This window comes from Synechococcus sp. RSCCF101, assembly GCF_008807075.1.
Lineage (GTDB): Bacteria > Cyanobacteriota > Cyanobacteriia > PCC-6307 > Cyanobiaceae > RSCCF101.
The window spans coordinates 1,621,917-1,646,525 of sequence record NZ_CP035632.1 but is presented as its reverse complement, the minus strand read 5'-3'; the positions used below and the strand labels follow the sequence as shown (position 1 = coordinate 1,646,525).

36 protein-coding genes and 1 tRNA gene are annotated in these 24,609 nt (G+C 68.9%); 9 read left to right on the top strand and 28 right to left on the bottom strand.

The window, feature by feature from the left end; genetic code table 11:
• Positions 1-8 precede the first annotated feature (8 nt).
• From rpsK to rplC, 23 genes are all read right to left on the bottom strand, one after another.
• Positions 9-401, bottom strand: a complete 393-nt coding sequence (gene rpsK, locus EVJ50_RS08095) for a 30S ribosomal protein S11 (RefSeq protein WP_150883388.1) — start codon at positions 399-401, stop codon at positions 9-11.
• 119 nt (positions 402-520) lie between these two features.
• The gene (gene rpsM, locus EVJ50_RS08090; protein WP_150883386.1) at positions 521-886 is read right to left on the bottom strand and encodes a 30S ribosomal protein S13; all 366 of its coding nucleotides are present in this window, start codon (positions 884-886) and stop codon (positions 521-523) included.
• Positions 887-1,017: 131 nt separating this feature from the next.
• The gene (gene rpmJ / locus EVJ50_RS08085; protein WP_010311631.1) at positions 1,018-1,131 is read right to left on the bottom strand and encodes a 50S ribosomal protein L36; all 114 of its coding nucleotides are present in this window, start codon (positions 1,129-1,131) and stop codon (positions 1,018-1,020) included.
• 73 nt (positions 1,132-1,204) lie between these two features.
• The gene (locus EVJ50_RS08080) at positions 1,205-1,753 is read right to left on the bottom strand and encodes an adenylate kinase (protein WP_150883384.1); all 549 of its coding nucleotides are present in this window, start codon (positions 1,751-1,753) and stop codon (positions 1,205-1,207) included.
• A gap of 49 nt (positions 1,754-1,802) precedes the next feature.
• Positions 1,803-3,122, bottom strand: a complete 1,320-nt coding sequence (gene secY, locus EVJ50_RS08075; protein WP_150883382.1) for a preprotein translocase subunit SecY — start codon at positions 3,120-3,122, stop codon at positions 1,803-1,805.
• Between the two features lie 71 nt (positions 3,123-3,193).
• Positions 3,194-3,649 (bottom strand): 50S ribosomal protein L15, encoded by a 456-nt coding sequence (gene rplO, locus EVJ50_RS08070; RefSeq protein ID WP_150883380.1) that lies wholly within the window; start codon positions 3,647-3,649, stop codon positions 3,194-3,196.
• Between the two features lie 7 nt (positions 3,650-3,656).
• Positions 3,657-4,289 (bottom strand): 30S ribosomal protein S5, encoded by a 633-nt coding sequence (rpsE, locus tag EVJ50_RS08065; protein WP_150883378.1) that lies wholly within the window; start codon positions 4,287-4,289, stop codon positions 3,657-3,659.
• A 16-nt stretch (positions 4,290-4,305) separates the two neighbouring features.
• Positions 4,306-4,671 (bottom strand): 50S ribosomal protein L18, encoded by a 366-nt coding sequence (gene rplR / locus EVJ50_RS08060; RefSeq protein ID WP_150883376.1) that lies wholly within the window; start codon positions 4,669-4,671, stop codon positions 4,306-4,308.
• A 35-nt stretch (positions 4,672-4,706) separates the two neighbouring features.
• Positions 4,707-5,246 (bottom strand): 50S ribosomal protein L6, encoded by a 540-nt coding sequence (gene rplF / locus EVJ50_RS08055; protein ID WP_150883374.1) that lies wholly within the window; start codon positions 5,244-5,246, stop codon positions 4,707-4,709.
• A gap of 17 nt (positions 5,247-5,263) precedes the next feature.
• A complete protein-coding gene (rpsH, locus tag EVJ50_RS08050) occupies positions 5,264-5,665 on the bottom strand; it encodes a 30S ribosomal protein S8 (protein ID WP_150883372.1) in 402 nt (133 codons plus the stop codon).
• 19 nt (positions 5,666-5,684) lie between these two features.
• Positions 5,685-6,224: a 50S ribosomal protein L5 gene (gene rplE, locus EVJ50_RS08045; RefSeq protein ID WP_150883370.1), complete on the bottom strand. Its 540-nt coding sequence runs from the start codon at positions 6,222-6,224 to the stop codon at positions 5,685-5,687.
• A 107-nt stretch (positions 6,225-6,331) separates the two neighbouring features.
• Positions 6,332-6,643 carry a 50S ribosomal protein L24 gene (gene rplX, locus EVJ50_RS08040; RefSeq protein WP_150884947.1) on the bottom strand — a complete coding sequence of 104 codons (312 nt, stop codon included), beginning with the start codon at positions 6,641-6,643 and terminating at the stop codon, positions 6,332-6,334.
• Positions 6,644-6,686: 43 nt separating this feature from the next.
• On the bottom strand, positions 6,687-7,052 hold the full coding sequence (rplN, locus tag EVJ50_RS08035) for a 50S ribosomal protein L14 (RefSeq protein WP_150883368.1): 366 nt from the start codon (positions 7,050-7,052) through the stop codon (positions 6,687-6,689).
• Positions 7,053-7,064: 12 nt separating this feature from the next.
• Positions 7,065-7,313 carry a 30S ribosomal protein S17 gene (rpsQ, locus tag EVJ50_RS08030; protein ID WP_150883366.1) on the bottom strand — a complete coding sequence of 83 codons (249 nt, stop codon included), beginning with the start codon at positions 7,311-7,313 and terminating at the stop codon, positions 7,065-7,067.
• A 16-nt stretch (positions 7,314-7,329) separates the two neighbouring features.
• Entirely contained in the window at positions 7,330-7,536 is a 207-nt protein-coding gene (gene rpmC, locus EVJ50_RS08025) for a 50S ribosomal protein L29 (protein ID WP_150883364.1), read from the bottom strand.
• Between the two features lie 3 nt (positions 7,537-7,539).
• Entirely contained in the window at positions 7,540-8,013 is a 474-nt protein-coding gene (gene rplP / locus EVJ50_RS08020; RefSeq protein WP_150883362.1) for a 50S ribosomal protein L16, read from the bottom strand.
• Positions 8,014-8,028: 15 nt separating this feature from the next.
• Positions 8,029-8,757: a 30S ribosomal protein S3 gene (gene rpsC, locus EVJ50_RS08015; RefSeq protein ID WP_150883360.1), complete on the bottom strand. Its 729-nt coding sequence runs from the start codon at positions 8,755-8,757 to the stop codon at positions 8,029-8,031.
• A gap of 20 nt (positions 8,758-8,777) precedes the next feature.
• A complete protein-coding gene (rplV, locus tag EVJ50_RS08010) occupies positions 8,778-9,146 on the bottom strand; it encodes a 50S ribosomal protein L22 (RefSeq protein ID WP_150883358.1) in 369 nt (122 codons plus the stop codon).
• A gap of 14 nt (positions 9,147-9,160) precedes the next feature.
• Positions 9,161-9,436 carry a 30S ribosomal protein S19 gene (gene rpsS / locus EVJ50_RS08005; RefSeq protein ID WP_150883356.1) on the bottom strand — a complete coding sequence of 92 codons (276 nt, stop codon included), beginning with the start codon at positions 9,434-9,436 and terminating at the stop codon, positions 9,161-9,163.
• Between the two features lie 35 nt (positions 9,437-9,471).
• Positions 9,472-10,335, bottom strand: coding sequence for a 50S ribosomal protein L2 (gene rplB / locus EVJ50_RS08000; RefSeq protein ID WP_150883354.1), 864 nt, complete (start codon positions 10,333-10,335; stop codon positions 9,472-9,474).
• 15 nt (positions 10,336-10,350) lie between these two features.
• Positions 10,351-10,653, bottom strand: coding sequence for a 50S ribosomal protein L23 (locus EVJ50_RS07995; RefSeq protein ID WP_150883352.1), 303 nt, complete (start codon positions 10,651-10,653; stop codon positions 10,351-10,353).
• Positions 10,646-11,281, bottom strand: coding sequence for a 50S ribosomal protein L4 (rplD, locus tag EVJ50_RS07990; protein WP_150883350.1), 636 nt, complete (start codon positions 11,279-11,281; stop codon positions 10,646-10,648). The genes EVJ50_RS07995 and rplD overlap by 8 nt, the downstream gene beginning before the upstream one ends.
• Complete coding sequence (rplC, locus tag EVJ50_RS07985; RefSeq protein WP_150883348.1) at positions 11,281-11,937, bottom strand: 50S ribosomal protein L3; 657 nt, start codon at positions 11,935-11,937, stop codon at positions 11,281-11,283. The genes rplD and rplC overlap by 1 nt, the downstream gene beginning before the upstream one ends.
• A 404-nt stretch (positions 11,938-12,341) precedes the next feature.
• Between rplC and ndhN the strand changes: the two genes are divergently transcribed.
• The 6 genes from ndhN to recA all read left to right on the top strand — a co-directional run bounded on the left by ndhN (position 12,342) and on the right by recA (position 17,896).
• Positions 12,342-12,797: an NAD(P)H-quinone oxidoreductase subunit N gene (ndhN, locus tag EVJ50_RS07980; RefSeq protein WP_150883346.1), complete on the top strand. Its 456-nt coding sequence runs from the start codon at positions 12,342-12,344 to the stop codon at positions 12,795-12,797.
• Complete coding sequence (locus tag EVJ50_RS07975) at positions 12,790-13,863, top strand: LdpA C-terminal domain-containing domain (protein WP_191964720.1); 1,074 nt, start codon at positions 12,790-12,792, stop codon at positions 13,861-13,863. Before ndhN ends, EVJ50_RS07975 begins: the two co-directional genes overlap by 8 nt.
• A gap of 29 nt (positions 13,864-13,892) precedes the next feature.
• Positions 13,893-15,593, top strand: coding sequence for an AAA family ATPase (locus EVJ50_RS07970; RefSeq protein ID WP_150883344.1), 1,701 nt, complete (start codon positions 13,893-13,895; stop codon positions 15,591-15,593).
• A gap of 93 nt (positions 15,594-15,686) precedes the next feature.
• Positions 15,687-15,758, top strand: a tRNA-Gln gene (locus tag EVJ50_RS07965).
• A 34-nt stretch (positions 15,759-15,792) separates the two neighbouring features.
• Positions 15,793-16,554 (top strand): HAD family hydrolase, encoded by a 762-nt coding sequence (locus tag EVJ50_RS07960; protein ID WP_150883342.1) that lies wholly within the window; start codon positions 15,793-15,795, stop codon positions 16,552-16,554.
• Between the two features lie 139 nt (positions 16,555-16,693).
• Positions 16,694-17,896, top strand: coding sequence for a recombinase RecA (gene recA / locus EVJ50_RS07955; RefSeq protein WP_150883340.1), 1,203 nt, complete (start codon positions 16,694-16,696; stop codon positions 17,894-17,896).
• 14 nt (positions 17,897-17,910) lie between these two features.
• Here the strand turns inward: recA and EVJ50_RS07950 are convergent, their stop codons facing one another.
• The 3 genes from EVJ50_RS07950 to EVJ50_RS07940 form a co-directional block, all read right to left on the bottom strand.
• A complete protein-coding gene (locus EVJ50_RS07950) occupies positions 17,911-18,276 on the bottom strand; it encodes a DUF1815 family protein (RefSeq protein ID WP_150883338.1) in 366 nt (121 codons plus the stop codon).
• Positions 18,277-18,385: 109 nt separating this feature from the next.
• A complete protein-coding gene (locus EVJ50_RS07945) occupies positions 18,386-18,625 on the bottom strand; it encodes a DUF2839 domain-containing protein (RefSeq protein ID WP_150883336.1) in 240 nt (79 codons plus the stop codon).
• Positions 18,626-18,709: 84 nt separating this feature from the next.
• Entirely contained in the window at positions 18,710-20,170 is a 1,461-nt protein-coding gene (locus EVJ50_RS07940; RefSeq protein ID WP_150883334.1) for a helicase, read from the bottom strand.
• A gap of 42 nt (positions 20,171-20,212) precedes the next feature.
• Here EVJ50_RS07940 and EVJ50_RS07935 point away from each other — a divergent pair, with 42 nt between their 5' ends.
• Positions 20,213-21,106 carry a prephenate/arogenate dehydrogenase gene (locus EVJ50_RS07935; protein ID WP_150883332.1) on the top strand — a complete coding sequence of 298 codons (894 nt, stop codon included), beginning with the start codon at positions 20,213-20,215 and terminating at the stop codon, positions 21,104-21,106.
• A 7-nt stretch (positions 21,107-21,113) separates the two neighbouring features.
• On the opposite strand, the gene crtD is transcribed toward EVJ50_RS07935, so the two are convergent.
• Positions 21,114-22,670: a C-3',4' desaturase CrtD gene (gene crtD, locus EVJ50_RS07930; RefSeq protein WP_150883330.1), complete on the bottom strand. Its 1,557-nt coding sequence runs from the start codon at positions 22,668-22,670 to the stop codon at positions 21,114-21,116.
• Between crtD and EVJ50_RS07925 the strand changes: the two genes are divergently transcribed.
• Positions 22,670-23,617 carry a fructosamine kinase family protein gene (locus EVJ50_RS07925; RefSeq protein ID WP_225322855.1) on the top strand — a complete coding sequence of 316 codons (948 nt, stop codon included), beginning with the start codon at positions 22,670-22,672 and terminating at the stop codon, positions 23,615-23,617. The two genes, crtD and EVJ50_RS07925, sit on opposite strands and share 1 nt — an antisense overlap.
• 4 nt (positions 23,618-23,621) lie before the next feature.
• Here the strand turns inward: EVJ50_RS07925 and EVJ50_RS07920 are convergent, their stop codons facing one another.
• Positions 23,622-24,032 carry a CAAD domain-containing protein gene (locus EVJ50_RS07920; RefSeq protein ID WP_150883328.1) on the bottom strand — a complete coding sequence of 137 codons (411 nt, stop codon included), beginning with the start codon at positions 24,030-24,032 and terminating at the stop codon, positions 23,622-23,624.
• A gap of 30 nt (positions 24,033-24,062) precedes the next feature.
• Here EVJ50_RS07920 and EVJ50_RS07915 point away from each other — a divergent pair, with 30 nt between their 5' ends.
• Positions 24,063-24,593, top strand: coding sequence for a M67 family metallopeptidase (locus EVJ50_RS07915; protein ID WP_150883326.1), 531 nt, complete (start codon positions 24,063-24,065; stop codon positions 24,591-24,593).
• Positions 24,594-24,609: the final 16 nt, after the last annotated feature.

The following is a 24,609-nucleotide window of genomic DNA, read 5'->3' as shown; positions in this document are numbered from 1 at the left end:
TGGCCGGATCAGACCCGACGGCGCTTCGAGCGCCGGCAGCCGTTGTGGGGCAGGGGGGTCACGTCGCGGATCAGGGTGATCTCGAGACCGGCCACCTGGAGCGCTCGGATGGCGGTTTCACGGCCGGAGCCGGGACCACGCACCAGCACCTCGATCTGACGCATGCCCTGATCGAGGGCGCGGCGGGCCGCCGCTTCAGCAGCGGTCTGGGCCGCGAACGGTGTGCCCTTCCTGGCTCCCTTGAACCCGCTGGCACCGGCCGAGGACCAGGAGATCACCTGGCCGGCGGTGTCGGTGATCGAAACGATCGTGTTGTTGAAGGTGGACTGGATGTGGGCAACACCATTGGGGACGTTGCGCTTGACCTTCTTGGGGCCGGATTTCTTGGTGGGTTTGGCCATGGGCGATCTCCCGCAGGGCGGGGCGATGGGTCGGGTGAACGGAGAGAGAGCACGGCATCCAGCTCCGTCGCAGCGGGGTCAGGGCTGGGGGCGGGGCGCCGTGTGCGGCAACCGGTGGCTTACTTCTTCTTGCCGGCCACGGTTTTGCGTGCACCGCGGCGGGTGCGGGCATTGGTCCGTGTGCGCTGGCCGCGCACGGGCAGGCTCATCCGGTGGCGGCGGCCCCTCAGACAGCCGATGTCCTGCAGGCGCTTGAGGGCCATGCCCTCCTGGCGACGCAGATCGCCTTCGATCGTGTAGGCCTCCGTGGCGTTGCGCAGCTTCTGCACGTCGCCGTCCTCGAGGTCCTTCACTCGGATATCGGGATTCACGCCGGTGCGGACCAGGATCTGGCGGGCCCGCGTGAGGCCGATTCCATAGATGTAGGTGAGGGCGATCTCCACCCGCTTGTCGCGGGGAATGTCAACGCCGGCGATCCGTGCCACGTGCTGATGCGGAAGGTAGGAAGGACTGAATGAGAGAGGAAAGGGAACGCGGTTTCAGGGCGATCGCAGCGCGTGGACGACACGCCTGCGTCGGTGACTGGTGCAGCGTTCCCGGCGGTGGGCAGGAGTGCTCAGCCCTGCCGCTGCTTGTGCTTGGGGTTGGCGCAGATCACCATCACCCGGCCGTGGCGGCGAATCACCCGGCACTTGTCGCACATTTTCTTGACCGAGGCACGCACCTTCATGGTGGTGGGCTCTCCACTTTGCAAACAGCTAACGTAGCATGGAGCGTCAAGTCGCTTCCGGAGTGAGCCGCCCTCAGGTGAGGAGGTCCTCGAGCCGGGCGGCGATCTCGTCGATCGTGCCCTCGCCGTCGACACGCGCCAGCAGGCCTCGCTCCTCGTAGAAGGCGATCAGCGGGGCCGTCTTCTCCTGATAGACGCGCAAGCGGTTGCGGATCGTGTCCGCCGTGTCGTCCGCCCGGCCGCGGTTGAGCAGCCGCTGGACGAGGAGATCGTCGGCCAGGTCGATCAGCACGGCCCGTTGCAGTGGTTGCTGAAGCTCCTCCAGCAGGTCCGCCAGCGCTTCGGCCTGCACCAGGGTTCTGGGGAAGCCGTCGAGCAGCCAGCCCTGGTTCGGGTTCAGCAGCCGCCCGCGCACAATGGCGAGCACCTGCTCATCGCTGACCAGGTCGCCGCGCTCCATCACCGCGTTCACCTCGATCCCCAGCGGCGTACCGGCGTCCACCTCGGCCCGCAGCATGTCGCCGGTGGAGAGGTGAAGCATGCCGTGGCGGGCCGCCAGTTGCTGGGCCTGGGTTCCCTTGCCGGCTCCGGGAGGGCCGAGGAAGAGAAGGCGCTGGTTCATGGTCGGTTGAAGCGGTGGTCTGTTGAGGTTGATCCGGGCCCTGCACCGTTCACTGGCGCACCATGCCCTCGTAACGCTGGGAGATCACGTAGGTCTGCACCTGCTTGGCCGTGTCGATGGCCACACCCACGAGGATCAGCAGGGATGTGGCGCCGAGTCCCTGGAAGGTGCGCACCTGGGTGGCACCTTCAACGGCCGAGGGAATGATGGCCACCGCACCGAGGAAGAGACCGCCGAGGAGCGTGAGACGGTTCTGGACACCGCTGAGATAGGTGGCCGTGGCGGAACCGGGCCGCACTCCGGGGATCGCGACACCACCGCGCTTGAGGTTGGTGGCGACGTCCTGGGGATTGATGGTGAGGGAGGCGTAGAAGAACGAGAAGCCCAGGATCAGCCCGAAGAACACCAGTGCATACAGCCATGGCGTGCTGCTGCCGGGGCTCAGGTAGCCGGCCACCCGGATCAGCCAGGGTGCCCGGGTGATGTTGGCGATCGTGAGGGGCAGGAAGACGAGGGCTGAGGCGAAGATGATCGGCATCACCCCGCCGGCATTCAGCTTGAGAGGCAGATAGCTCTGGCGGGAGGGCAGCAGTCCACCGCCGCCCACCTGGCGCTTGGCACTCACGATCGGAATCCGGCGGCTGCCCTCCTGAACGAAGACGATGCCGACGATGGTGACCAGAAACACCAGCACCAGCACCACGATGCCGACCACGGTGCTCCTGTCGCCGCTCTGAGCCAGCTCGATGGTGGAGCCGAGGGCCCGGGGCAGGGTGGCGACGATGTTGACGAAGATGACCAGCGAAGCGCCCTGTCCGACGCCGCGTTCGGTGATCACTTCGCTGATCCACATCACCACCATCGAGCCTGTGACGAGGGCCAGGGCGGTCTGGAAGACGAACACCGCCTCACCGACGCCCGGCAGGGCGTACTGGCGCAGGATCAGGGCGAAGACGAGGCTCTGGATGAAGCCCCAGCCCAGGGCCAGGTAGCGGGTGATCTGGGCGATCTTGCGGCGTCCCGCCTCACCTTCGTTCTTCTGAAGGTCCTCCAGCTGCGGCAGGGCCGCGGTGAGCAGCTGGATGATGATCGAGGCGTTGATGAACGGGAGGATGCCGAGGGCGAAAACGCCCAGGGTGGAGAGTCCGCCCCCGGTGAAGATGTCGAGGAAGCCGATCAGCTGACCTCCCTGCTCGATGAAGCTGCGGAAGGCCTCGCGATCGATTCCCGGGACTGGGATGTAGATCCCCAGCCGCACCAGCAGCAGCAGGGCCAGCGTGGTGAGGATGCGACTGCGCAGGTCCTTCGCCTGCACCATCTGGCGGATGACCTCGCCGGCACTGGGATTGCGACCGCGGCTGACGAGCATGAGAGGAGGGATTCGGCGAAGGAGCGGATCGGGTCAGGGCTGGACCGGTGACCGGTGGCGGCCGGAGGGTGTCAGTCGGAGACCACCTCGCAGCTGCCTCCGGCGGCCTCGATCTTCGTGCGGGCGCTGGCGCTGAAGGCCGCGGCCTGAACCGTGAGCTTGGTGCTGAGCTCGCCGCCGCCGAGCAGCTTGAGGGGAAGCTTCGGCTGGTTGACGATGCCGCTGCTCTCCAGGGCTGCCAGATTCACGGTGCTGCCGGCCGGAAGATCGTTGAGATCCGAGACGTTCACCACGGTGAAGCGGCGGCGGTTCACCAGGGGGAAGTGCTTGAGCTTGGGAACGCGCCGGTAGAGGGGCATCTGGCCGCCTTCGAAGCCGGGACGGGTCGGGCGGCCGGAGCGGGACTTCTGGCCCCGCATGCCGAAGCCGCAGCTGGCGCCCTGGCCGGCGGCGATGCCGCGCCCCTTGCGCAGTTTGCGGCGACGGGAGCCGGCCTGGGGGCTGAGGGAGTGGAGTCGGACGGTCATGGCGGGGTCAGGAATAGATCTGCTCAAGGGGAATGTCGCGCTCCTTGGCGGTGTCCTTGTGGGTGCGCAGCTCGGAGAGGGCCACCATGGCAGCCCTGGCGTTGTTCAGGGGAGTCTTGCTGCCCAGACGCTTGGCCAGCACGTTCTTGATCCCGGCGAGTTCGAGCACGGTGCGGATCGAGCCGCCGGCGATCACCCCGGTTCCGGGCGCCGCCGGACGGATCAGCACGCTCGCCGCGCCGTCGCGGCCGTTGCTGAGGGTGGGGATGGAGCTGTGACGGGTGAGGGGCACCTTCACCAGGTGCTTCTTGCCGTCGGCCACGCCCTTGCGCACGGCACCGATCACGTCACCGGCCTTGCCCACACCGACACCGACCTGGCCCCGTTCGTTGCCGACGACAACGATGGCCCGGAAGCTCATCTTCTTGCCCCCTTTCACGGTCTTGGAGACGCGCCGGATCTGCACAACCCGCTCCTGCCATTCGGAGTCGCGGTCATTGCGGCGGTTGTCACGCCGCCCGCGGCGTTCACCGCGTCCGCCGCGTCGCTGCTCCTGCGTGGGCTGGCCTTCGGCCGCTGCGGGAACGTCGGACGCTGCGGGGACGTCGCTGGTCTGGGGCTGGGTGTTGGAGTCAGTCATGGGGGTGAAGGATGGCTCAGAACTCAAGACCTTCGTTTCTGGCGGCCTCGGCCAGGGCCTTCACACGGCCGTGGTACAGGTTGCCGCCGCGGTCGAAGACCACCGACTTGATGCCCTTGGCCAGCGCCCGCTCGGCCACCAGGGAACCCACGGCTTGGGAGGCGGAACAGGTGGCGGAGCCCTCGAGCTTCGCGCGCAGATCCTTGTCGAGTGTCGAGGCGGAGCAGAGGGTGCTGCTCGACTCGTCGTCGATGATCTGGGCGTAGATGTGGGTGTTGGAGCGGAAGACCGCCAGACGGGGACGGTTGGCAGTGCCGGAGAGATGGCGGCGCAGACGGCGGTGCCGCTTCTGCGTCTGCTGCTTGCGCGACAGGCTGGACATGACGGGGGAGGATCAGAAGGTGGCGGATCGGGCGATCATTTCTTGCCGGATTTGCCGGCCTTGCGAAGAATGCGCTCACCCACGTACTTGATGCCCTTGCCCTTGTAGGGCTCGGGCGGACGGATGGCGCGGACCTTGGCGGCTTCGTTGCCCACCAGCTCCTTGTCGGCGCCGGAGACGGTCACGTTGGTGTTGTTCTCCACCGTGAATGTGACCCCGTCGGGGGGCGTCATCTCGACGGGATGGCTGTAGCCGGCGCTGACGACCAGCGTCTTGCCCTTGACCTGGGCCCGGTAGCCCACCCCGATGATCTCGAGCTTGCGGGTGTATCCCTGACTCACGCCCTCGATCATGTTCGCCACAAGTGTGCGGCAGAGGCCGTGGCGTTCGCGCGAGCGCCGGTTCTGACTGCTGGGTTCCACCACGATGGTGTTCTCCTTCTGGGAGACGGTGACGCCGTCGGGCAGCACCCGCTCAAGCGTGCCCTTCGGGCCCTTCACGCTCACGGAGAGTCCCTGGAGGGTGACCGAGACCTTGTCGGGGATGGGGATGGGCGTTTTGCCGATACGAGACATGTTGACGACCTTCAGAATCAGTAGACGTAGCAGAGCACTTCGCCGCCCACGCCCTGTTTGCGGGCGTCACGGTCACTCATGACCCCCTTGGAGGTGGAGATGATGGCCACACCGAGGCCGCCGAGCACCCGGGGGAGCTGGCGGGTGTTCTTGTAGATGCGCAGGCCGGGTTTGCTGACCCTTTGCACCGAACGGATCAGGGGCTGCTTGTGCTTGCCGCTGTAGCGGAGTTCCAGCAGCAGGTGCCTGCTCACCCCTTCGCCTTCCTCGGTGAAGGAGGAGATGAACCCTTCCTGCTGCAGCACGCGAGCAATGCTCTGCGACATGCGGGAAGCGGGAATCTTGGTGGTGGCGTGGCGTTTCTCACTCGCATTGCGGATGCGGGTGAGCATGTCGGAAATCGGGTCGTGGTTGGCCATGGCTGTAGGCGAGGAGGGCTCAGTTGCTGCGGAACGGCATTCCCATCTCACGGAGGAGGGCCCTGCCCTCTTCGTCGCTGCGGGCGCTGGTCACGATGGTGATGTCCATGCCCCGGATGGCATCGATCTTGTCGTAGGAGATTTCGGGGAAGATGATCTGCTCCTTCACGCCGAGGGTGTAGTTGCCGCGGCCGTCGAAGCTGCGCGGGCTGACCCCCCGGAAGTCGCGGATGCGGGGGAGCGCCAGATGGATCAGCCGCTCGAGAAACGCGTACATGCGGTCACCCCTGAGCGTGACCGCCACGCCGATCGGCATGCCCTGACGGATCTTGAATCCGGCGATGGCCTTCTTGGCCCGGGTCACCACAACCTTCTGGCCGGTGATGGTGGCCATCTCAGCGATGGACGCCTCGAGCGCCTTGGCGTTCTGGGCGGCTTCACCAAGGCCGCGGTTCACATTGACCTTGAGAACCTTGGGAACCTGGTGGATGTTGGAGAGATTGAGATCCTTGAGCAACTTGGGCTGGATCGTCTCCCGGTAGCGCTGTTTGAGGGTCATGGCGGGAAAGGGAAGCCTCTGGTCGGTGTCAGGGGCCTGGGGTGTCGGTCGGGAAGGGGCGCTGGCCCGGAATCGGGTCGGCGGGAAGGGGGCGGACCCGGAACGGCTCAGTCGAGCAGTTCGCCGGTCTTCTTGAGGCGGCGCTTCTTGCTGCCGTCGTCGGCGACGACGATCTCGACGCGGCTGACGACGTTCTTGCTGGTGGAGAAGAGCATCACGTTGGATGCGTGCAGAGAGGCCTCCTCGGTGACGATGCGGCCGCTCTCGCCCTCCTGCTGGGGCTTGACGTGACGGGTGCGAAGGTTGACCCCCTGCACCACGACGCGGTTCTCGGCGGGGAGTGTGCGCAGCACCTCTCCGGTCTTGCCCTTGTCCTTGCCGGTGATCACCTGAACGGTGTCGCCCTTGCGGATGCGCATCTTGGTGCGCGACGGGGTCTTGGTTTTGCTCGTGGCCATGGCTTCAGATCACCTCCGGGGCGAGAGACACGATCTTGGTGAAGCTGCGTTCGCGCAGTTCGCGCGCCACAGGACCGAAGACCCGGGTGCCCTTGGGGTTCTTGTCGTCGTTGATGATGACCGCTGCGTTGTCATCGAAGCGGATCGAGTTGCCGGTGTTGCGGCGCAGTGTGGCGCGGGTGCGCACCACCACCGCCTTCACCACGTCGGACTTCTTGACGCCCATGTTGGGCATCGCATCCTTGACGGCGGCGACGATCACGTCACCGACGTGGGCGTAGCGCCGGTTCGTTCCAAGCACTCGGATGCACTGGATCCGCTTGGCGCCGCTGTTGTCAGCGACGTTCAGAAATGTTTCCTGCTGAATCACTGTGATGCCTCCTCAGCTGTGCTCTGTGGTGATCACTTCAGCCACGGCCCAGCGCTTGTGACGGCTGATCGGTCTGGTTTCGGTGATGCGGACCCTGTCGCCGATGCGGCAACGGTTGTCTTCGTCATGCGCCTTGTAGCGCGTGGTGCGGCAGACGATCTTGCGATAGATGGGATGGGGGAAACGGTTCTCCACCGCCACCACCACCGTCTTGTCCATCTTGTCGCTCACGACGATGCCGAGTCGTTCCTTGATTGCCATGGTTCGGTCGGGGACGTCAGGTGGAGGTGCGGTTGCGTTGGGATCGCACCGTGAGCAGGTGCGCCAGCCGAAGACGCGTCTCCTTGAAGCGATGTGGCTTCTCCAGCTGCCGCGTGGCCTGCTGGAAGCGGAGATCGAACAGTTCACGCCGCAGTTCGGCGATGCGCTTGTCGAGATCGCTGTCCGAGAGCTCCCGGACATCGGCAATGAGAGGGCGGGGCATGGGTCAGGACTCCGTGGCGGTGGCCGTCACAACGGGGCTTCCGTCGTGCTGATCTCCCTCCTGATCGCTCAGGGTGAGGAACTTGGTGCGCACCGGCAGCTTGTACTGGGCCAGGCGCATGGCTTCTCGGGCCGTGGTTTCGGTGATCTCGTCGCCGCCCATCTCAAACAGGATGCGACCGGGTTTGATCACCGCCACCCAGAACTCCGGGTTGCCCTTACCGGAGCCCATCCGGGTTTCCGCCGCCCGCATGGTGACGGGCTTGTCCGGAAAGATGCGGATCCAGATCTTGCCGCCACGCTTGACGTAGCGGGTCATGGCACGACGGCTGGCCTCGATCTGGCGGGATGTGATCCAGCCGCACTCCTGGGCCTGGAGGGCGAACTGACCGAAGGCGATGGTGTTGCCGCGGGTGGCGACGCCACGCATGCGACCACGCTGCTGCTTACGGAATTTGACGCGTTTTGGACTCAGCATGATTCAGGCCTCGGGTCACTCCTCGTTGGAGCGGTCTTCGAACTGTTGAAGGCGGCGGCTCGGGCGCCGGCGTGGCGTGGCGCCCACCGGCACGGGTGATGCCTGATCGCTCAGCACCTCACCTTTGAACACCCAGACCTTGATGCCGAGCACCCCGTAGGTGGTGCGGGCAACCTTGGTGGCGTAGTCGATGTCGGCACGCAGGGTGTGCAGTGGGACACGGCCTTCACGGGTCCATTCCGTCCGGGCGATCTCGGCGCCGTTCAGACGGCCGCCCACCTGGATCTTCAGACCGAGAACGCCGGCCCGCTGCGCCCGCTGGACGGCCATCCGGATCACGCGTCGGAAGGCGACACGCTTCTCCAGCTGCTGGGCGATGTACTCGGCCAGCAGAAAGGCATCGGCATCGACGCGCTCGACCTCGACCACGTTGATGCGCACCTGGCGGTTGCGATCACCGACGGTCTTCTGGATGCCGGCGCGAAGGTCCTCGATGCCGCTGCCCTGACGCCCCACGAGCACCCCCGGGCGGGCGGTCTTGAGCTCCACCTCGAGCTGATCGGCCTTGCGGGCGATCAGCACATCGCTGATGCCGGCGGAGGCGTACTTCTTGGTGATGAAGCGACGGATCCGATCATCCTCCTGGAGGAGGGTGGGATAGGTCTTGCTGGGGGCGTACCAGCGGGAGCGGTGGTCCTGGGTGATCCCCAGGCGCAGGCCGGTTGGATGGATTTTGTGTCCCATCGGGTCGGTGTCCTCGGGAATTAGGTGGTGGTGTCGACGGGAGCCACAGCGATGCTGATGTGGCACGTCTGCTTCTTGATGGCGTAGGCCCGGCCCTGGGCACGGGGGCGGTACCGCTTCATGGAGGGCCCCATGTCGGCGCTGGCCTCGCTGATGATCAGGGTGGAGGGATCCAGGCCCTGGTTGTGCTCGGCGTTGGCGACGGCGGACCGGAGCACCTTGGTGATCGGGCCGGTGGACCGGTACGGCATGAACTCGAGCATGATCAGGGCATCGCGATAGCTGCGACCGCGGATCTGATCAAGGACGCGACGAACCTTGGAGGCCGAGCCGCGGATGTAACGCCCATGGGCGCGTGCCTGTTGGCTGGTTGAGGAAGTGGTGGCCATGACTCGATCGCTCCTTAGCGGGAACCCTTCTTGTCCTTGATGTGGCCCCGGAAGGTGCGGGTGGGGGCGAATTCGCCGAGCTTGTGCCCCACCATCTGCTCAGTCACGAAGACCGGCACATGGGCCTTGCCGTTGTGCACGGCAATGGTGTGGCCGATCATCATCGGCAGGATGGTGGAAGCGCGTGACCAGGTCTTGATCACGGACTTCTCGCCGGCGGAGTTCTGGGCCTCGATCTTGCGCAACAGGCTGTCGGCAACAAAGGGCCCTTTCTTGAGGGAACGTCCCATGGTGACTCAGAGAATGGACAGAACTGGGCGCATGATCAGGAATCGCGTCCGCCGCGACTGCGCTTGGAGGTGCGCCGCCGCTTGCGCAGCACGAAGCGGTTACTCGGCTTGTTGCGCTTGCGGGTCTTGTATCCGAGCGCCGGCTTTCCCCAGGGCGTGACGGGTCCGGAGCGGCCGATCGGCGCCCGGCCCTCACCACCACCGTGGGGGTGGTCGCAGGGGTTCATGACACTGCCGCGAACCTGGGGGCGACGACCCAGCCAGCGCCTGCGACCCGCTTTGCCCAGGCTGGTGTTGCGCACCTCGCTGTTGCCCACCTCGCCGATGGTGGCGAAGCACTCGCGCCGGACCAGCCGCACCTCGGTGGAGGGCAGCTTGAGAGCGACGTAATCGCCTTCCTTGGCCATCACCTGGGCGCTGGCACCGGCCGTGCGCACCATCTGTCCGCCGCGCCCGGCGTAGAGCTCGACGTTGTGAACGCTGGAGCCCAGCGGGATGGCCGACAGGGGCAGGGCGTTGCCCACCTCGATCGGTGCCTCCGGGCCGGAGACCACCTGCTGACCGATCTCGATCGAGGCCGGCGCCAGGATGTAGCGCTTCTCCCCATCGCGGTAGTGCAGGAGCGCCAGCCGCGCGTTGCGATGCGGGTCGTAGTGGATGGCCGCGACCAGGGCGGGAATGCCGTGCTTGTCGCGACGGAAGTCGACGAGCCGGTAGCGGCGCTTGTGCCCGCCGCCGCGGTGGCGGCAGGTGATGACACCGCGGTTGTTGCGACCCTTGCTGCGGTGCTTGGCGACCAGCAGGGAGCGCTCGGGCTTCCGGCTGGTGACCTCGGCGAAATCACTCACCACGAGGGTGCGTGTTCCGGGGGTGTAGGGGCGGTACTTACGAATGGCCATGGTTGTTCAGGCTCCTCAGGACTCGGGGAACAGCTGAATGGTCTGGCCCTCAGCCAGACGCACCACAGCTTTCTTGACCTGGGCCCGGCGTCCGGCGAAGCGGCCGATCCGACGGGTGCGGCGCGGCGGATTCATGGTGCTGATGCCCACGACCCTGACATCGAAGAGCTGCTCGATGGCTGCCTTGATCTCGGGCTTGGCGGCGCGGGGGTCCACCTCGAAGGTGAACTGATTGGCCTCGAGGGCGCGGGTGGCCTTCTCGGTGATCAGCGGCCTGCGGATCACGTCCGCAAGGCGGTCGGTGAAGCGCTTAGCCATCGCCGTAAACCTCCTGAATGGTCTGGAACGCGTCCTGACTGATCACGATGTGGTCGGCGTGCAGCAGATCGAAGACGTTGAGCTGGTCCGCCTCCATCAGCGTGACCGTTGCGAGATTGCGGATAGAGAGCCGGATCGTGTCACTCGGCTGGCGCAGGATGATCAGCACCTTGCTGCCCGCTTCGATGCCGAGGCGGGAGAGGGCGGCCACGATGTCGCGGGTGCGGGGCTGGTCCATGCCCTCGCCGAAACCGGTGACCACGGTCGTCTGGTCGCAGCGGGAGCTCACAGCCGTGCGCAGGGCGAGACGCCGCTCCTTGCGGTTCATCGCCAGCGTGTAATCGCGCGGCTTGGGGCCGAAGACGATGCCGCCGCCGGGCCTCAGCGGCGTGCGGATGGACCCCTGACGGGCCCGTCCCGTGCCCTTCTGGCGATAGGGCTTGCGGCCGCCGCCCCGGACCTCGGAGCGGGTCAGCGTGTGAGCTGTTCCCTGGCGACGGTTGGCGAGCTGACGCACCACGGCACGCTGCAGCAGGTCTCCGGCGCTCTCCTCTCTGGCCACCGGCCAGTCGAGATCGGTTGTGCCGCTGCCCTGGCCCTGCCAGTCGCGGACGTTGCATTTGGCCATCACTTCGCTCCCTGAGCTGTTTGGGCACCCACCGTGCGAGCCGGACGGATGTTCAGCAGTGCTCCGGGCTTGCCGGGCACCGATCCCTTGACGACCAGGAGATTCCGCTCGGAATCCACCAGCATCACGGTGAGGGCCCGGGTGGTCACCTTGCCGCCGCCGTAGCGCCCGGCCATGCGCTTGCCGGGATAGATCCGGCCCGGCGTCGTGCCGGCTCCGGTCGAACCCGGAAGGCGGTGGTTCTTGGAGCCGTGGCTCATGGGGCCTCGGCTGAACCCGTGCCGCTTCTGGTAGCCGGCGAAGCCGCGCCCCATGCTGTCGCCGCTCACGTCCACCTTCTGTCCCGCCTCGAAGGAATCCACGGTGACGCTGCCGCCGAGCTCGAGGCCCTCGACGCTGTCGACCCGGTACTCCCGCAGGTGGCGCAGGGGATCGCCGCCGGAACGGGCCAGATGGCCTGCTGCGGGTTTGCTGATCAGCTTCGGCCGTGTGTGCCCGAAACCGACCTGAACGGCGGTGTAACCGTCGCTGGCTTTGGTCTTGATCTGGGTGATGCGGCAGGGGCCCGCCTCGATCAGGGTGACCGGGACGGCTCTGCCTTCATCGTCGAAGAACTGGGACATGCCCAGCTTCTTCCCGAGGATGCCGATTGACATGGTTTGGAAGAACGCCAGCGGGATGGCGTGAACGGATGGCTGGTCCTGGGATCAGGCATCCGGCACAGATCTGCCGTGTCGAGCGTGTGACCTGCGGAGCGCCCGGCGAAGGACCGGTGCAGGCTGGCCAGCACTGCCGACAGGCAGAAGGGGCGTGTCGTGACTTGATCGCTCCGGGCCAACACCACGCACTCGGGTGCTGTCCAGGGAATCGATCAGTATCAGTGTCCGGATGCAGGTGATCCGGTACCGACCGCGGCAGCCCGGCGCCGATCGCCGGACTGGGCGCAGCGACCGGAGGCCCGGCTGGCGGTCGGGCACGGCGCTTGCGCAGCCAGCAACCATACCACTGAGGGCGCGGCTCCATCCACTGCTGCCACAATGGCGCCACTTGCTGAGGGCGCATGCCGCTCCTGCTCACCGGTCGAGGCTTCCGCCGCGATCTCGAGGAGACCGGTGCCCTGGCTCTCTACGCGCCCCTGGAAGGCGGTGCCGAGACCCGTCTGCTGCGCCGTCTGCGCGCAGTGGGTTACCAGGCACAGATCACCAGCGCCCGTGGTCTCGGCGATCCGGAGCAGTACCTGCTGCGTTCCCACGGTCTGCGGCCGCCGCATCTGGGCCACCAGAGCGTCGGCCGCGGCGCCGCGGTGGGCGAAGTGCACAACGTCATGCCCCAGCTCGGCGCCCTGCTGGAAGGCGACTCTCCGATCCTTCTCTGGCTGCTGGAGGGTCAGGTCCTGGCGGCTTCCGAGCTGGCGGCCATCGCCGCTCTCCCGGCCAGAGAGCCCCGCCTGAAGATCGTTGTGGAGATGGGAGGGGCGCGGGCTCTGCGCTGGCAGCCGCTCTCCACGCTTGTCTGAACCGGAGACGGCCCTGCGCCGCGGCACCTGGGTCAAGGTCATCGCCGGGGCCAGCAACGAGGATCTGCCAGCCATCGCCGACCTCTGCGCCCTCTTCGCCGTGGCCGGTGCCGACGCTCTGGATGTGGCCGCCGATCCGGCCGTGGTCGCTGCGGCCCGCCGGGGCCTCGACTGGGCCAGGGTCCGATCCGGCGTGCGCCCCTGGCTGATGGTGAGCCTCAGTGACGGCGAGGACCTTCACTTCCGCAAGGCCGGCCTCGAGCCCAGCCGCTGCCCGGCAGGGTGCCCGCGCCCGTGTGAGCGCGTCTGCCCGGCGCTGGCGATCTCCTTTCCCGCCGGTGTGGATGCCAACCGCTGCTACGGCTGCGGCCGCTGCCTTCCCGCCTGCCCCCATGGCCTGATCGAGGCCCGCTCCACCAGCCTCCCGGCCGCGTCGCTGCCCGGGCTCCTGAGCGGGCTGCGCCCCGATGCGGTGGAGATCCACACCGCTGCCGGCCGTGGTGAGGCCTTCTCCGAGCGGCTGGTCGGCATCGCCGCAGCCGGCCTGCCGCTGCGGCGCCTCTCCGTCAGCTGCGGTCCGGGCAGTGGCCGCCCGCAGGGAATCGAGGCGTTCGTCGGGGAGCTCTGGGACCGTCACCGCCGGTTGCGGCCCTATCCCTGGCCCGTGATCTGGCAGCTGGATGGCCGGCCGATGAGCGGCGATGTGGGGGACGGCATGGCCCGGGCCGCCGTGACCCTCTGGCAGGCGCTGCGTAGGCACGCACCTCCGGGACCGCTGCAGCTCGCCGGCGGCACCGGCCCCCATAGCCACGCTCTGCTGGGTGGTGCCGCTGCAACGGCGCCGCGCCGGCACCGCCCCGCCGGCGTGGCCTTCGGTGGCTCGGCCCGATCCCTCCTGCAGCCCCTGCTGCTGGAGGCGCACCGCAGCGGCGTTCCGCTCCGGGACCATCCCCGACTGTCGATGGAGGCCCTCGCCAGGGCCCGCTCCCTGCTGCGGCCCTGGAAGCCGGCCGCCGCGCTCGAGGGAGCCCCGGCCGGGTCATGGTCCGCGCCCGCCCATTGCTAGAACCCAACGAGCGCTTCGCCCGGTCGGCCATGCGTCCCCCCACCGAGAGCCCTGCCGCCCCATCCGGACAGACGCGCATCACCGACGATCTCGATCAGCTTCTTGGCGTTCTGCCGCCCCCCGTCCGCCAGGCCCTGGCTCTGCCTGCGGACCGGGAGGACCTGCTGGAGGTCGTGCTTGATCTGGGCCGGATCCCCGAGGCGCGCTATCCCGGCCGGGCCCGGCCCCTGGGCGACCGACCGATCGAGCGATCCGACCTCGGCTCCGTGGTGGAGCGGCTCGGCCGCTTCGGCGGTGACAACCGGGCCGGGATCGAGCGCACCCTTCATCGCATCAGTGCCATCCGCAACCGTACCGGCGATGTCGTCGGGCTCACCTGCCGCGTGGGACGCGCCGTGTTCGGCACCGTGGCCATGGTCCGCGATCTGCTGGGCACGGGCCAGTCGCTGCTGATGATGGGGCGCCCGGGGGTGGGCAAGACCACTGCCCTGCGCGAGATCGCCCGGGTCCTGGCCGATGATCTGGATCGCCGGGTGGTGGTGATCGACACCAGCAATGAGATCGCCGGCGACGGCGACATCCCCCACCCCGCCATCGGCCGGGCGCGTCGCATGCAGGTGGCCCGCCCCGAATGGCAGCACCAGGTGATGATCGAGGCGGTGGAGAACCACATGCCGGAGGTCATCGTGATCGATGAAATCGGCACGGAGCTGGAGGCCCAGGCGGCCCGCACGATCGCCGAACGGGGTGTGCAGCTCGTGGCCACGGCCCACGGCAATGAGCTGGCGAATCTGATCAAGAACCCCACCCTCAGCGATCTGGTGGGCGGGATTCAGTCGGTCACCCTCGGCGATGACGAGGCCCGTCGCCGGCGCAGTCAGAAGACGGTGCTGGAGCGGGCCGCCGAGCCCACCTTCCCGCTGGCGGTCGAGATGCACAGCCGCCACCGCTGGCTGGTGCACGTGGATGTGGCCCGCACCGTGGATCTGCTGCTCCGCTCGCAGGATCCACGGCCGGAGATCCGCGCCCTCGCGGCCGACGGCTCGGTGAGCGTGGAGGATCGTCCCGCACCCCGGCTGCTGCCGAAGCGCCGCGGCCATCGTGCGGGGGAGCCGGCCTCTGCTGCGGAACCGCGGGTCCCGCCGGGCGCCACGGCTCCGCACACCGCCGTGTCCGGTCCGACCGACACGGCCGCGCCGGCTCGAGCCCAGGCAGCGCTTCGTCCGGCCCTGCGTCTGCTCTGCTGCGGGGTGGAGGAGCGGCTCATCGCCCAGCTCGCCGCCAGCTGCCGCTGGCCGGTGCGCTGTGTCGCCGAGATCGGTGAGGCGGACGCGGTGCTGGCGCTGCGTCAGCAGCTCGGCGGCTGCCCCGACCTGCGCCGTCAGGCCAGGCTGCGGCGGGTTCCGATCCTGGTGATCAAGTCCGGCTCCCTGCATCAGGTCGAGCGGGCCGTCGGCCGGTTGCTGCAGCGCCATGGCCACGCCCCCGCCCCGGCGGCGCCTGCTGCGGCATCCGAGGCAACCGCTGAACCCGACGACGCCCTCGCGGCACTCGAGGAGTGCCGGCTGGCGGCGGAGCAGGTGGTTCTGCCACGCGGCCAGCCCGTGGATCTGCTGCCGCGCAGCGAACGGGTGCGCCACATGCAGGAGGACCTGGCCCAGCGCTACCGCCTGCGCACCCAGGTGTTCGGTGCTGCCGAGCCTCAGCGCCTCAGGCTGTTTCCGCCCTGATCGTCCAGCCGGATTGACGGAGGGAGGGGCCCGGCAGGTAAGTTGACCATCGGTTCTGCGAGCCAGGAATCCTGCTCCCGAACCTGCATTCAGTGGGCCGTCGCCAAGTGGTAAGGCAGCGGGTTTTGGTCCCGCCATTCCTAGGTTCGAATCCTAGCGGCCCAGTTTCTGATCTCCTCCCCGAGGTCCTCTCCCCGCGATGGCGTCCCGCCCCACGCTCGTCTTCGACTTCGATGGCGTGCTCATCGACGGCATGGAGGAGTACTGGTGGTCGGCCCGGACCGCGGCCCTCGCCCTGAGGCCCGCGCTGGCGCTGGCGCTGCCGGAGGCTGTGCCGGCGGCCTTCCGCCGTCTGCGGCCCCGCGTGCACAAGGGCTGGGAGATGGTGCTGCTGGCCCTCCTGCTGGCCGGGGACTCCGAGGGACAAGCGCCGGAGCTCGCTCCGGGAGACGACTGGAGCCTGCGGCTCTTGCCGGCCTGGGCCGGATCACCGGAGCCGCTCCAGCGCAGCCTGGAATCCGCCCGTGAGCAGGCCATCGCCACCGATCTCGACGCCTGGCTCGGCCGGCATCACGCCTTCGAGGGCGTGGTTCCGCGCCTGCGTGCCCTGGAGGATGCCGGCCTCGAGTGGGGTGTGCTCACCACCAAGGCGGAGCGGTTCACCCGCCGCATCCTCGACGCGCAGCAGCTGAGGCCGGCCTGGGTCATCGGTCACGAGCGGGGCAGCAAGGTGGAGGTGCTGCGCAGCCTGCTGCTGGAGCGGCCGCGCGCGCTGTGGTTCGTCGAGGATCGCCGCGCCACCCTCGAGCAGGTGCTGGCGGAGCCGGATCTGGCCGGGGCCGTGCGCTGCTACCTGGCGACCTGGGGCTATCTGGGGCCGGGCGATGCCACCGGGCTGCCGGCCGGGATTCGCCTCCTGAGCCCCGCTGCCTTCAGCGCTGGCCTGGCCGACTGGCCCTGAACCGTTACAGTTCATCTGTATCAGTGCCTTGCTCTGATGCGGGCCGTCGATTTGGTGGCACCTGTGTCTGGGATGGCCGTCCGGTCCCGCGATGATCGTGGTCCGGCCCCGTCCCGTCGTTTCCTCGTTGTTCTCCGCCATGCCAGTCGAACTCAAGGGCAGTGCCGCCCGCGCCGCCGCCAACGGCCGCCAGCAGGATGCTCAGCAGGCGGAGCGGGACCGGGCCCTCTCCTCCGTCCTCGGCCAGATCGAGCGCAACTTCGGCAAGGGCTCGATCATGCGGCTCGGGGATGCCTCCCGCATGCGGGTGGAGACCATCTCCTCCGGTGCCCTGACTCTCGATCTCGCCCTGGGCGGCGGCTATCCCAAGGGCAGGGTCGTGGAGATCTACGGGCCGGAGAGTTCAGGTAAGACCACCCTCACCCTGCATGCGATCGCCGAGGTGCAGCGCCGGGGGGGGGTGGCGGCCTTCGTCGATGCCGAACACGCCCTGGATCCGGTCTACGCCGCGGCCCTCGGGGTCGACATCGAGAACCTGCTGGTGTCCCAGCCGGACACCGGCGAGATGGCGCTGGAGATCGTGGACCAGCTGGTGCGTTCCGGTGCCGTGGACATCGTGGTGGTGGATTCGGTGGCCGCCCTCACGCCCCGGGCGGAGATCGAGGGGGAGATGGGTGATCTCGCCGTGGGCAGCCAGGCCCGCCTGATGAGTCAGGCCATGCGCAAGATCACCGGCAACATCGGCAAGTCCGGCTGCACGGTGATCTTCCTCAACCAGCTGCGGCTCAAGATCGGCGTCACCTACGGCAGCCCCGAAACCACGACGGGAGGCAACGCGCTCAAGTTCTATGCCTCGGTGCGGCTCGACATCCGTCGCATTCAGACCCTGAAACGGGCCACCGAGGAATACGGCATCCGCGCCAAGGTGAAGGTGGCCAAGAACAAGGTGGCGCCGCCCTTCCGAATCGCGGAGTTCGACATCCTCTTCGGACGCGGCATCAGCACGCTCGGATGCCTGCTCGATCTGGCCGAGGAGACGGGGGTGGTGATCCGCAAGGGCGCCTGGTACAGCTACAACGGCGACAACATCGGCCAGGGTCGCGACAACACGATCGGCTGGCTGGAGCAGAACAGCGAGCCGGCCCAGACGATCGAGACGGAAGTACGCCGCCGTCTGACCGAAGGCGCCGATGTGCGATCCAACTCGATGAAACCGCTGGCGGCCGCGGCGCGGGAGGCCGCGGCCTCAACGAAGCGGCCGGACGCTCCGGGAACTGCTGGAGCCGATCCGGGCGCTGCTGCTCCGGCCAGCCCGGCGGCCGCAGTGACCGGGGGCCGCTGAGCGGTCTGATCGATTCAGGCCGGGCGCTCGACCACTGGGTGGGGAGCCCGGTCCGGCCTGACCGGTCGGGTCGGACCGGTCTGCAGGAAGGCGGCGATGCGCTGAAGTTCCCCGATCGCCTCGGCGCCGTCCAGCCGGACCAGTTCGCGACCATTGCGCGATTCCAGCCAGCTGATGCCGCTGTCGGAGACCAGGAAGCGCACCATGTGGCCGTCGCCGAGATCGGCGACAAAGGAGGCGCCCCGGCCATCGATGCCGTTTCCGCAGACGTAGCAGGTGGCCGCCAGACCCTGCTGCTTCAGGCTGAGGGCCAGGGCCTGCAGGCTGAGCACAAGGTCCTGGACAACCCCTCGATAGGTTTCGGCGAGACGTGTGAACATGACCCCGTCATGGGAGTCCGCCCAACATAAGGTTTCCTTCCGATTTGCCGTCGTGTGGCGGTGGTAGAGGGGCTATTCCCGTCAGCGAGTCTTGACAGTCCCGTTCTGACTACGGCATGTCCGCCAGCGTCCACCAGCCGGCGGCCGGTCCGATGAACCGCACGGTGATCCAGCCCAGCACGAGCGCGGCGATGCCGATCCAGGCCCCACGGGTCGTGAGCTGCACGAACCGCTGAGCCTGGTCCTGGGTCAGGGGCAGCCAGGGGGCGATCCGCGGTGAGGTGTCCGGCTTCCGCTTGCTCGTGCGCGGAGGGAGCCCCTGTACCGCGCGCCGTCGTGCCTCCCCCATGCCCGAACCGACAGCTGTGACTCTCGCCTGAGGTTAGCCATCGTCGTCATCCCGGGCCCGCCGCCCGCCGGCTCCCCGTTGGCTTCAGCGGGGGCGCAGCCGCAGCAGAGGCTGCCAGGGCTCCAGAGCGCGCAGAACCTCCCGGCCCCAGCTGCGGGCCCGTACCCGTCCGTCCAGGATCGCCAGGCGAGCGTCCTCCCTGCCCCGCAGGGCGAGGGTGCCCCGCTGCAGTGTTGCCAGGGCCTCGGGGAGGAGCAGGCTGCGGAACCAGTCGTTGCCGTTGCGCTTGCAGGCCTCGACCCGAGCCGCCGTCAACGGGTCTTCCAGGCTCGCGATCGGCAGCAGGGCCACGACCAGCTGGTCCGGAACGGGCAGGCGGTTCTGGTGCTCAATCCACCAGCTCCAGCCGCAGCAGAGCACGCCATTGCTGTCGGGCGCGGTCTCCTCCAGCACGACCCGCCGGCCGAAGTCGGCGGCCAGCTCGCTCAGCAGCCGGCGTCTCAGGTCGGCATCGTCGAGAACCACCACCGTCAGCCCGCCGCGGCCGAGGATCAGCTTCCGGCAGGCGTCCGCCAGATGGGAGGGATAGGCCGGCCCGTTGGGCAGCGGCTGCTGCCGCGGCAGGTAGAGGGGCAGCGGATCGTGCAGGGCCGGCGTGCCCAGCTGGACGCGCACCGTGGCTGCGAAGCCGGCCGGGTGCCCGTCGCTCAGTCCGGCCGGCTCGCCGAGACCGGAACTGTCGGCCACGATCACGCCGCGGCGGTGGAACAGCGGGGCGCAGGCCTGCAGGGGCTCCAGCGGCTGGTGGTGCCACTGCCACTGCAGCATGGGGCGATCGACGCTGGCCCAGCTGGTCCAGCTGCCGGTGGGCAGGCTGAGCCAGCGCTGCCACGGCTCCGGCAGATCCTCCAGGCCGGCGAGGCGGCGCCGCAGGGGTTCGCTCTCCTCCGGCCGCAGCATCACCCGCTCGCTCCCTCCGGGTGCGCCGCCGGCCGGCAGAACGCGACGCGTGAGCCGTTCGTGCAGCTCCAGCAGGTCGCTGCCCGCGGCGGGATGGGCGCGCCGCAGTCGCTCCCAGTCGGCTGCCGCGAGCGTCAGCGTCATGGCCTGGCGCAGCGACGACACCAGCTCCTCGCCCTCGGGGATGACCAGGGGCCGGTCAGCGAGATCTCCAGCGCTGGCCGCGGCCAGGCACTCCTGATGACTGAGGAGCCAGCACTGTTCATCTCCGGGGGGCGTCCGCCCCTCCCAGCAGGCCATGGGCAGGCCGGCTGAGGCGATCTGGACGGCCTCCACCTGCAGCAGCCGGCGGCGTAGGCGATCGCTGAGCACCAGAGCGGTGCCCCGTCCGCTCAGGGCCATCGGCACCAGGAGACCGAGCATCCAGCTCGGGTCGCTGCCCGGCGCGATCGTCACGAGCGTGTGGTCGCCGCGACGCAGGCTCCGCGCCGCCAGCCGGCTCAGGGTGAGGTGATGGGCCCAGCGCGGTTCCCCCTGCTGCCGCAGCAGTCGCTTCAGGTGGGCGTGGGCCGCGGCTTCCTGCATCGGCGGATGGTACGAAGCTGAAGCCAGCTGCACCGTTCGTTGATGACAGAGCCAGCTCCAGCGCCGGCAGCGGGTTCGCACAGGTGCCCCGGCAGGGTCGGAATCGTGGGCCTGGGTCTGATCGGTGGCTCCCTGGGGCTGGATCTGCAGGCCGCCGGCTGGGCCGTTCAGGGCATCGTGCGCAGCGAAGCCACGGCCCGCCGTGCGCGGGAACGCGGCCTGGCCACGCGGGTGGACACCGATCCGGCCGCTCTCACAGGCTGCGGGCTGGTGGTTCTGGCTCTGCCCCTCGATCGCCTGCTGGCGCCACCCGCGGCTCTGGTGGCGGCGCTGCCGCGGGAGGCCGTGGTGACGGATGTGGGTTCGGTCAAGGCACCGGTGCTCGCCCTGTGGCAGGACCTGCACCCGCGCTTCGTGGCGGGGCACCCCATGGCGGGCACGGCTGCCGCGGGGGTGGAGGCGGGGCTGCCCGGCCTGTTCCGGAGCCGGCCCTGGGTGATCACGCCCGGCCCGCGCACGGATCCCGGCGCGATCGAGGCGCTGGAGCGACTGGCTGAGGCCGTCGGCGCGGAGGTGATCACCGCTGAGGCGGCGACCCATGACCGGGCGGCGGCTCTGATCTCCCATCTTCCGGTTCTGGTCAGTGCCTCGCTGCTGCTCGCCGCCGCGGACGAGAGCGATGCCGGTGTGGCCGCCCTCGCCAGGCAACTGGCCTCCAGCGGCTTCGCCGACACCACCCGGGTGGGTGGCGGCAATCCCGATCTGGGCACGTTGATGGCCCGGACCAATGGCACGGCGGTGCTGGCCGCGCTCCGGCGCTGCCGGCATCAGCTCGAGGCGATCGAGCAACTGGTTCAGGACGGCGGCTGGCCCGATCTCCACAGCGCCCTGAGCCGGGCCGGCCAGGAGCGATCCAGCTTCCGGGGATGCGGCTGAGGCCGGCTCAGGCCAGCGGAACGATGTCCGCCATGCCCCGGGCCTGGAGCAGCTGCCGCACCGAACTGAGGGCGGAGAGGCTCACGCCCGCGGTTCCCTCACCGGGATGAATGGAGTCGCCGCAGAGCCAGAGGCCGGTCAGCGGCGTGCGTCCCGCCAGGCCGAAGGGGCCGAACTGCCCCGGGGTCTGGCCCAGTCCACCCACGATGCCCATGGGGCGCCCGGTCCAGCGGGCGAACCCCCGCGGCGTGGCCAGCTCCTGGTGGGTCCAGGCCTCGGCCCCGATGCCGAGCAGGTGCTCCAGCCCGCGGCGGAGCCCCAGTCCGGCCTTCTGCTTGGCCCAGTCGTAGGCCTGCCGGTCCAGGCCCTGCCAGCGCGTCACCGCTGTGAAGCAGCTGGCGATCACCGTGGCCTGGCCGCGGGGTGCCCGGCCATCCCCCTCGCGGCTCACCGAGACGAAGAGGCTGCCCGGATCGGGCCACTCGAGCTGCAGGTGGGCGGCACAGTGCTCGGGCAGAGCGCTGCGATCGCAGACGCCGTAGTGCACCAGGGCTCCGGAAGGCTCCGGCAGGCGGCTCAGGCGCCTGTTGTACCCGCTGGGCAGCGCGGGTCCGAGCAGGTCCGGGAGGCACTGGGGCGGCAGGGTCACGATCACATCGCGGCAGCGGATCGCATCGGTGTCCGTCGATGGTCGGCCCCCGCGTGCGATCCGGCAGAGCCAGCCCCCGCTGGCTCCGGGGCGGGGTGCATCCGCCGATCCAGGGCCGATGGGCTCCAGCCCCACAAGCCGCTGCTTCAGCCGCAGCTCTCCCCCGTGGCGTGTGAGCCCCGCCTCGAGGCTGCGGCTCAGTTCCTGCATTGAGCCGTGCAGGTGCCAGAGGCCGAGAGGCGCCTGGGCCATCGCCAGCACGGTGGCCCCGTAGAGCGCGGCGGTGCCGGCGGCGGGCTGCTGGGAATAGAGCTTCAGCTGCAGATCGAGAAAGCGCCGCAGGCGCCGGTCCTCTCCGCAGCCGCAGAGGCGCAGCAGATCGGCCATGGAGGCCGCGGCCAGCCAGGCGCTGCCGAGGGTTCCCGGCCGCAGGGCCCCGAGCAGCTGGCCGAGATCCCAGCCGGAGCGTGGCGGCAGCACCGGATGGCGGCCGGCGAAGGCCCAGTTGCTGGCGTGCAGCCGCTCGCAGAGGTTCCAGAAGCGTTCGCTGCCGGGGAACTGCTCCAGCCGTTCCCTGCACCAGCGCTCGTGCTCACGCCAGATGTGCACCGGTGGCCGCCCGTCAGCCAGGTCCACAACGCAGGCCGGGTCCAACGGCCGGGCCGGCGGTGCGCTCACCTCCAGGTGGCGGAAGATCTGCTCGTGAATGCCGCCCGGTTCGAGCCCGGCCACCTGGGTGGCGCCCACGTCGAACACGTAGGGCCCGCGGCGGAAGGTGCCGGCGCAACCGCCGCTCTGATGATGGGATTCCAGCAGAACCACCCTCAGGCCCTGCTTCGCCAGCAGGGCGGCCGCCGTGAGGCCGGCGATCCCGGCACCCACCACCACCACGTCGCAGTGTTCCTGTCCCGCCATTGGGCGATGCTGGCAGCTTCAGCGGGCCTGGCGTGATCGGTGGCGAGGGACCGGGCTGGCTGAGCGAGGCGCTGGGCCGGGATGTGCTGCGGCTGGAGCCGGTGGCCGGTGGGTGCATCCATGCCGCCTGCCGCGCCCTGATGTCCGACGGCTCCCAGCTGTTCGTCAAGTCGAACAGTCCCGCACAGCTTGAGCTGTTCGCCTCCGAGGTTGATGGGCTGGATGCCCTGAGGCGCCTGGCTCCTCCGGGGCTGGTTGTCCCCGCCGTCGAGGCCTGGGGTGTCTCGGGAGGACGCAGCTATCTGGTTCTCGAGTGGCTGCCGCTGCTGCGTTCCGGCGACTGGTCGCGCCTCGGTACGGGCCTCGCCCGGCTGCACCGGCGCTCGGCATCGGAGCCGGTGCACTCCGGAGCCGGGAACGGGGAGCGCTTCGGCTGGCACCGGAACAACGCCATCGGCTCAGCTCCCCAGAGCAATCGCTGGCACGGATCGTGGGGGATGTTCTTCCGCCAGGAACGGCTGCTGCCGCAGCTGCAATGGGCTGGGATCGAGGATCGGGACCTCCCCGGACTGGACCGGGCGCTGGAGCGGCTGCCGGCCTGGCTGGATGCTCACGCCTGTGACCCCTGCCTGGTGCATGGCGATCTCTGGAGCGGCAACGCTGCCCTGCTGGATGGCGGTGGCGGCAGCCTCTACGACCCGGCCGTGTACCTCGGCGATCGGGAGGTGGATCTGGCGATGGCCAGGCTGTTCGGAGGATTCCCGGAGAGCCTGTTTGAGGCCTACGAGGAGGAATGGCCCCTGCCGCCCGGTCACCGCGAGCGCTCAGAGGTTTACGACCTGTACCACCTGCTCAACCACGCCAATCTGTTCGGAGGCGGCTACCAACGGCAGGCCAGGGCCTCCATCCGAACGATGCTCCGGCTGCTGGAGCGGCCGCCGGTCTGAGCGATCAGCCCAGGTATTCCTGCTGCCAGCTGCGCAGCCGGCTGGTGAGGGCCTCGCGCTTCTGGCTGGTGGTGAGATTGGCCAGCGCCCAGCGACCGGCCACCACCAGACCGAGCAGTTCGAGAAGTCCGGGGACGATGGGGATCAGATTGACCGTGTCGAGCAGCCCCTTGATCAGGATCTGAGCCACGATGACGGCGGTGAAGATGCCGGCCACCTTCACGATCAGCCCCGCCTGGCTCCAGTCGACCTGGTTGAGGGTGCTGTTGATGGCCCCGAGCACCTGCTCGTAGCGCTCGCTGAAGCCGGCGCTGCTCTCGGCGGCCGGAGTGGCGGCGTCGTTGGGGGCTGAGGAGGTGAAGGTCGCTTCCGGCGCGTCGACCGCTTCACTGGTCGTTGTCACTGTTTCGCTCATCGCGCTGGGAAAGACTCAACTTGAAATCAAATGGAACATACCGCCGACGCCCCGAGCTGGCCAGCGGCGGTGCTCCTCCCGCTCGAGTGTTTGCGGATTCTCAGACGCCTTCTGGCCGCGGCCTCCCCGGAGGAGGGGTGCTGCCTGCTGCTATCGCCCGTCGACCCGTCCGGTCGGGACGCGGTGCTGCTGGAGGCGCTCTGGCCCTGCCGCAACGTGCAGCAGCCCCCCTCCGCGCGGCAGCGTCACTTTCTGGTCGACCCGCGTGAGCAGCTACTCGCCCAGCGCTGGGCCCGCGGCCGCGGGCTGAGGCTCGTCGGCCATGCCCACTCCCACCCCGCCGGCCCGGCCGTTTCCTCCCCGCTGGACCGGGCCATGGCCCTGCATCCGGCGCTGGTGCTCATCTGGGCCGGAGGGCAGCCGGCACGGGACGGACTGCGGGCCTGGTGGCTCGAGCCTGCCGCGGGGGAAGGGCCATCGCCCTCCCCCCGGCCGGTGCCGATCCACTTGTGGCACCGATCCCCGCTGAGCAGGATGGTGGTCTGCGGTCCTGAACCCTGATCCTGCAGGACGCCCA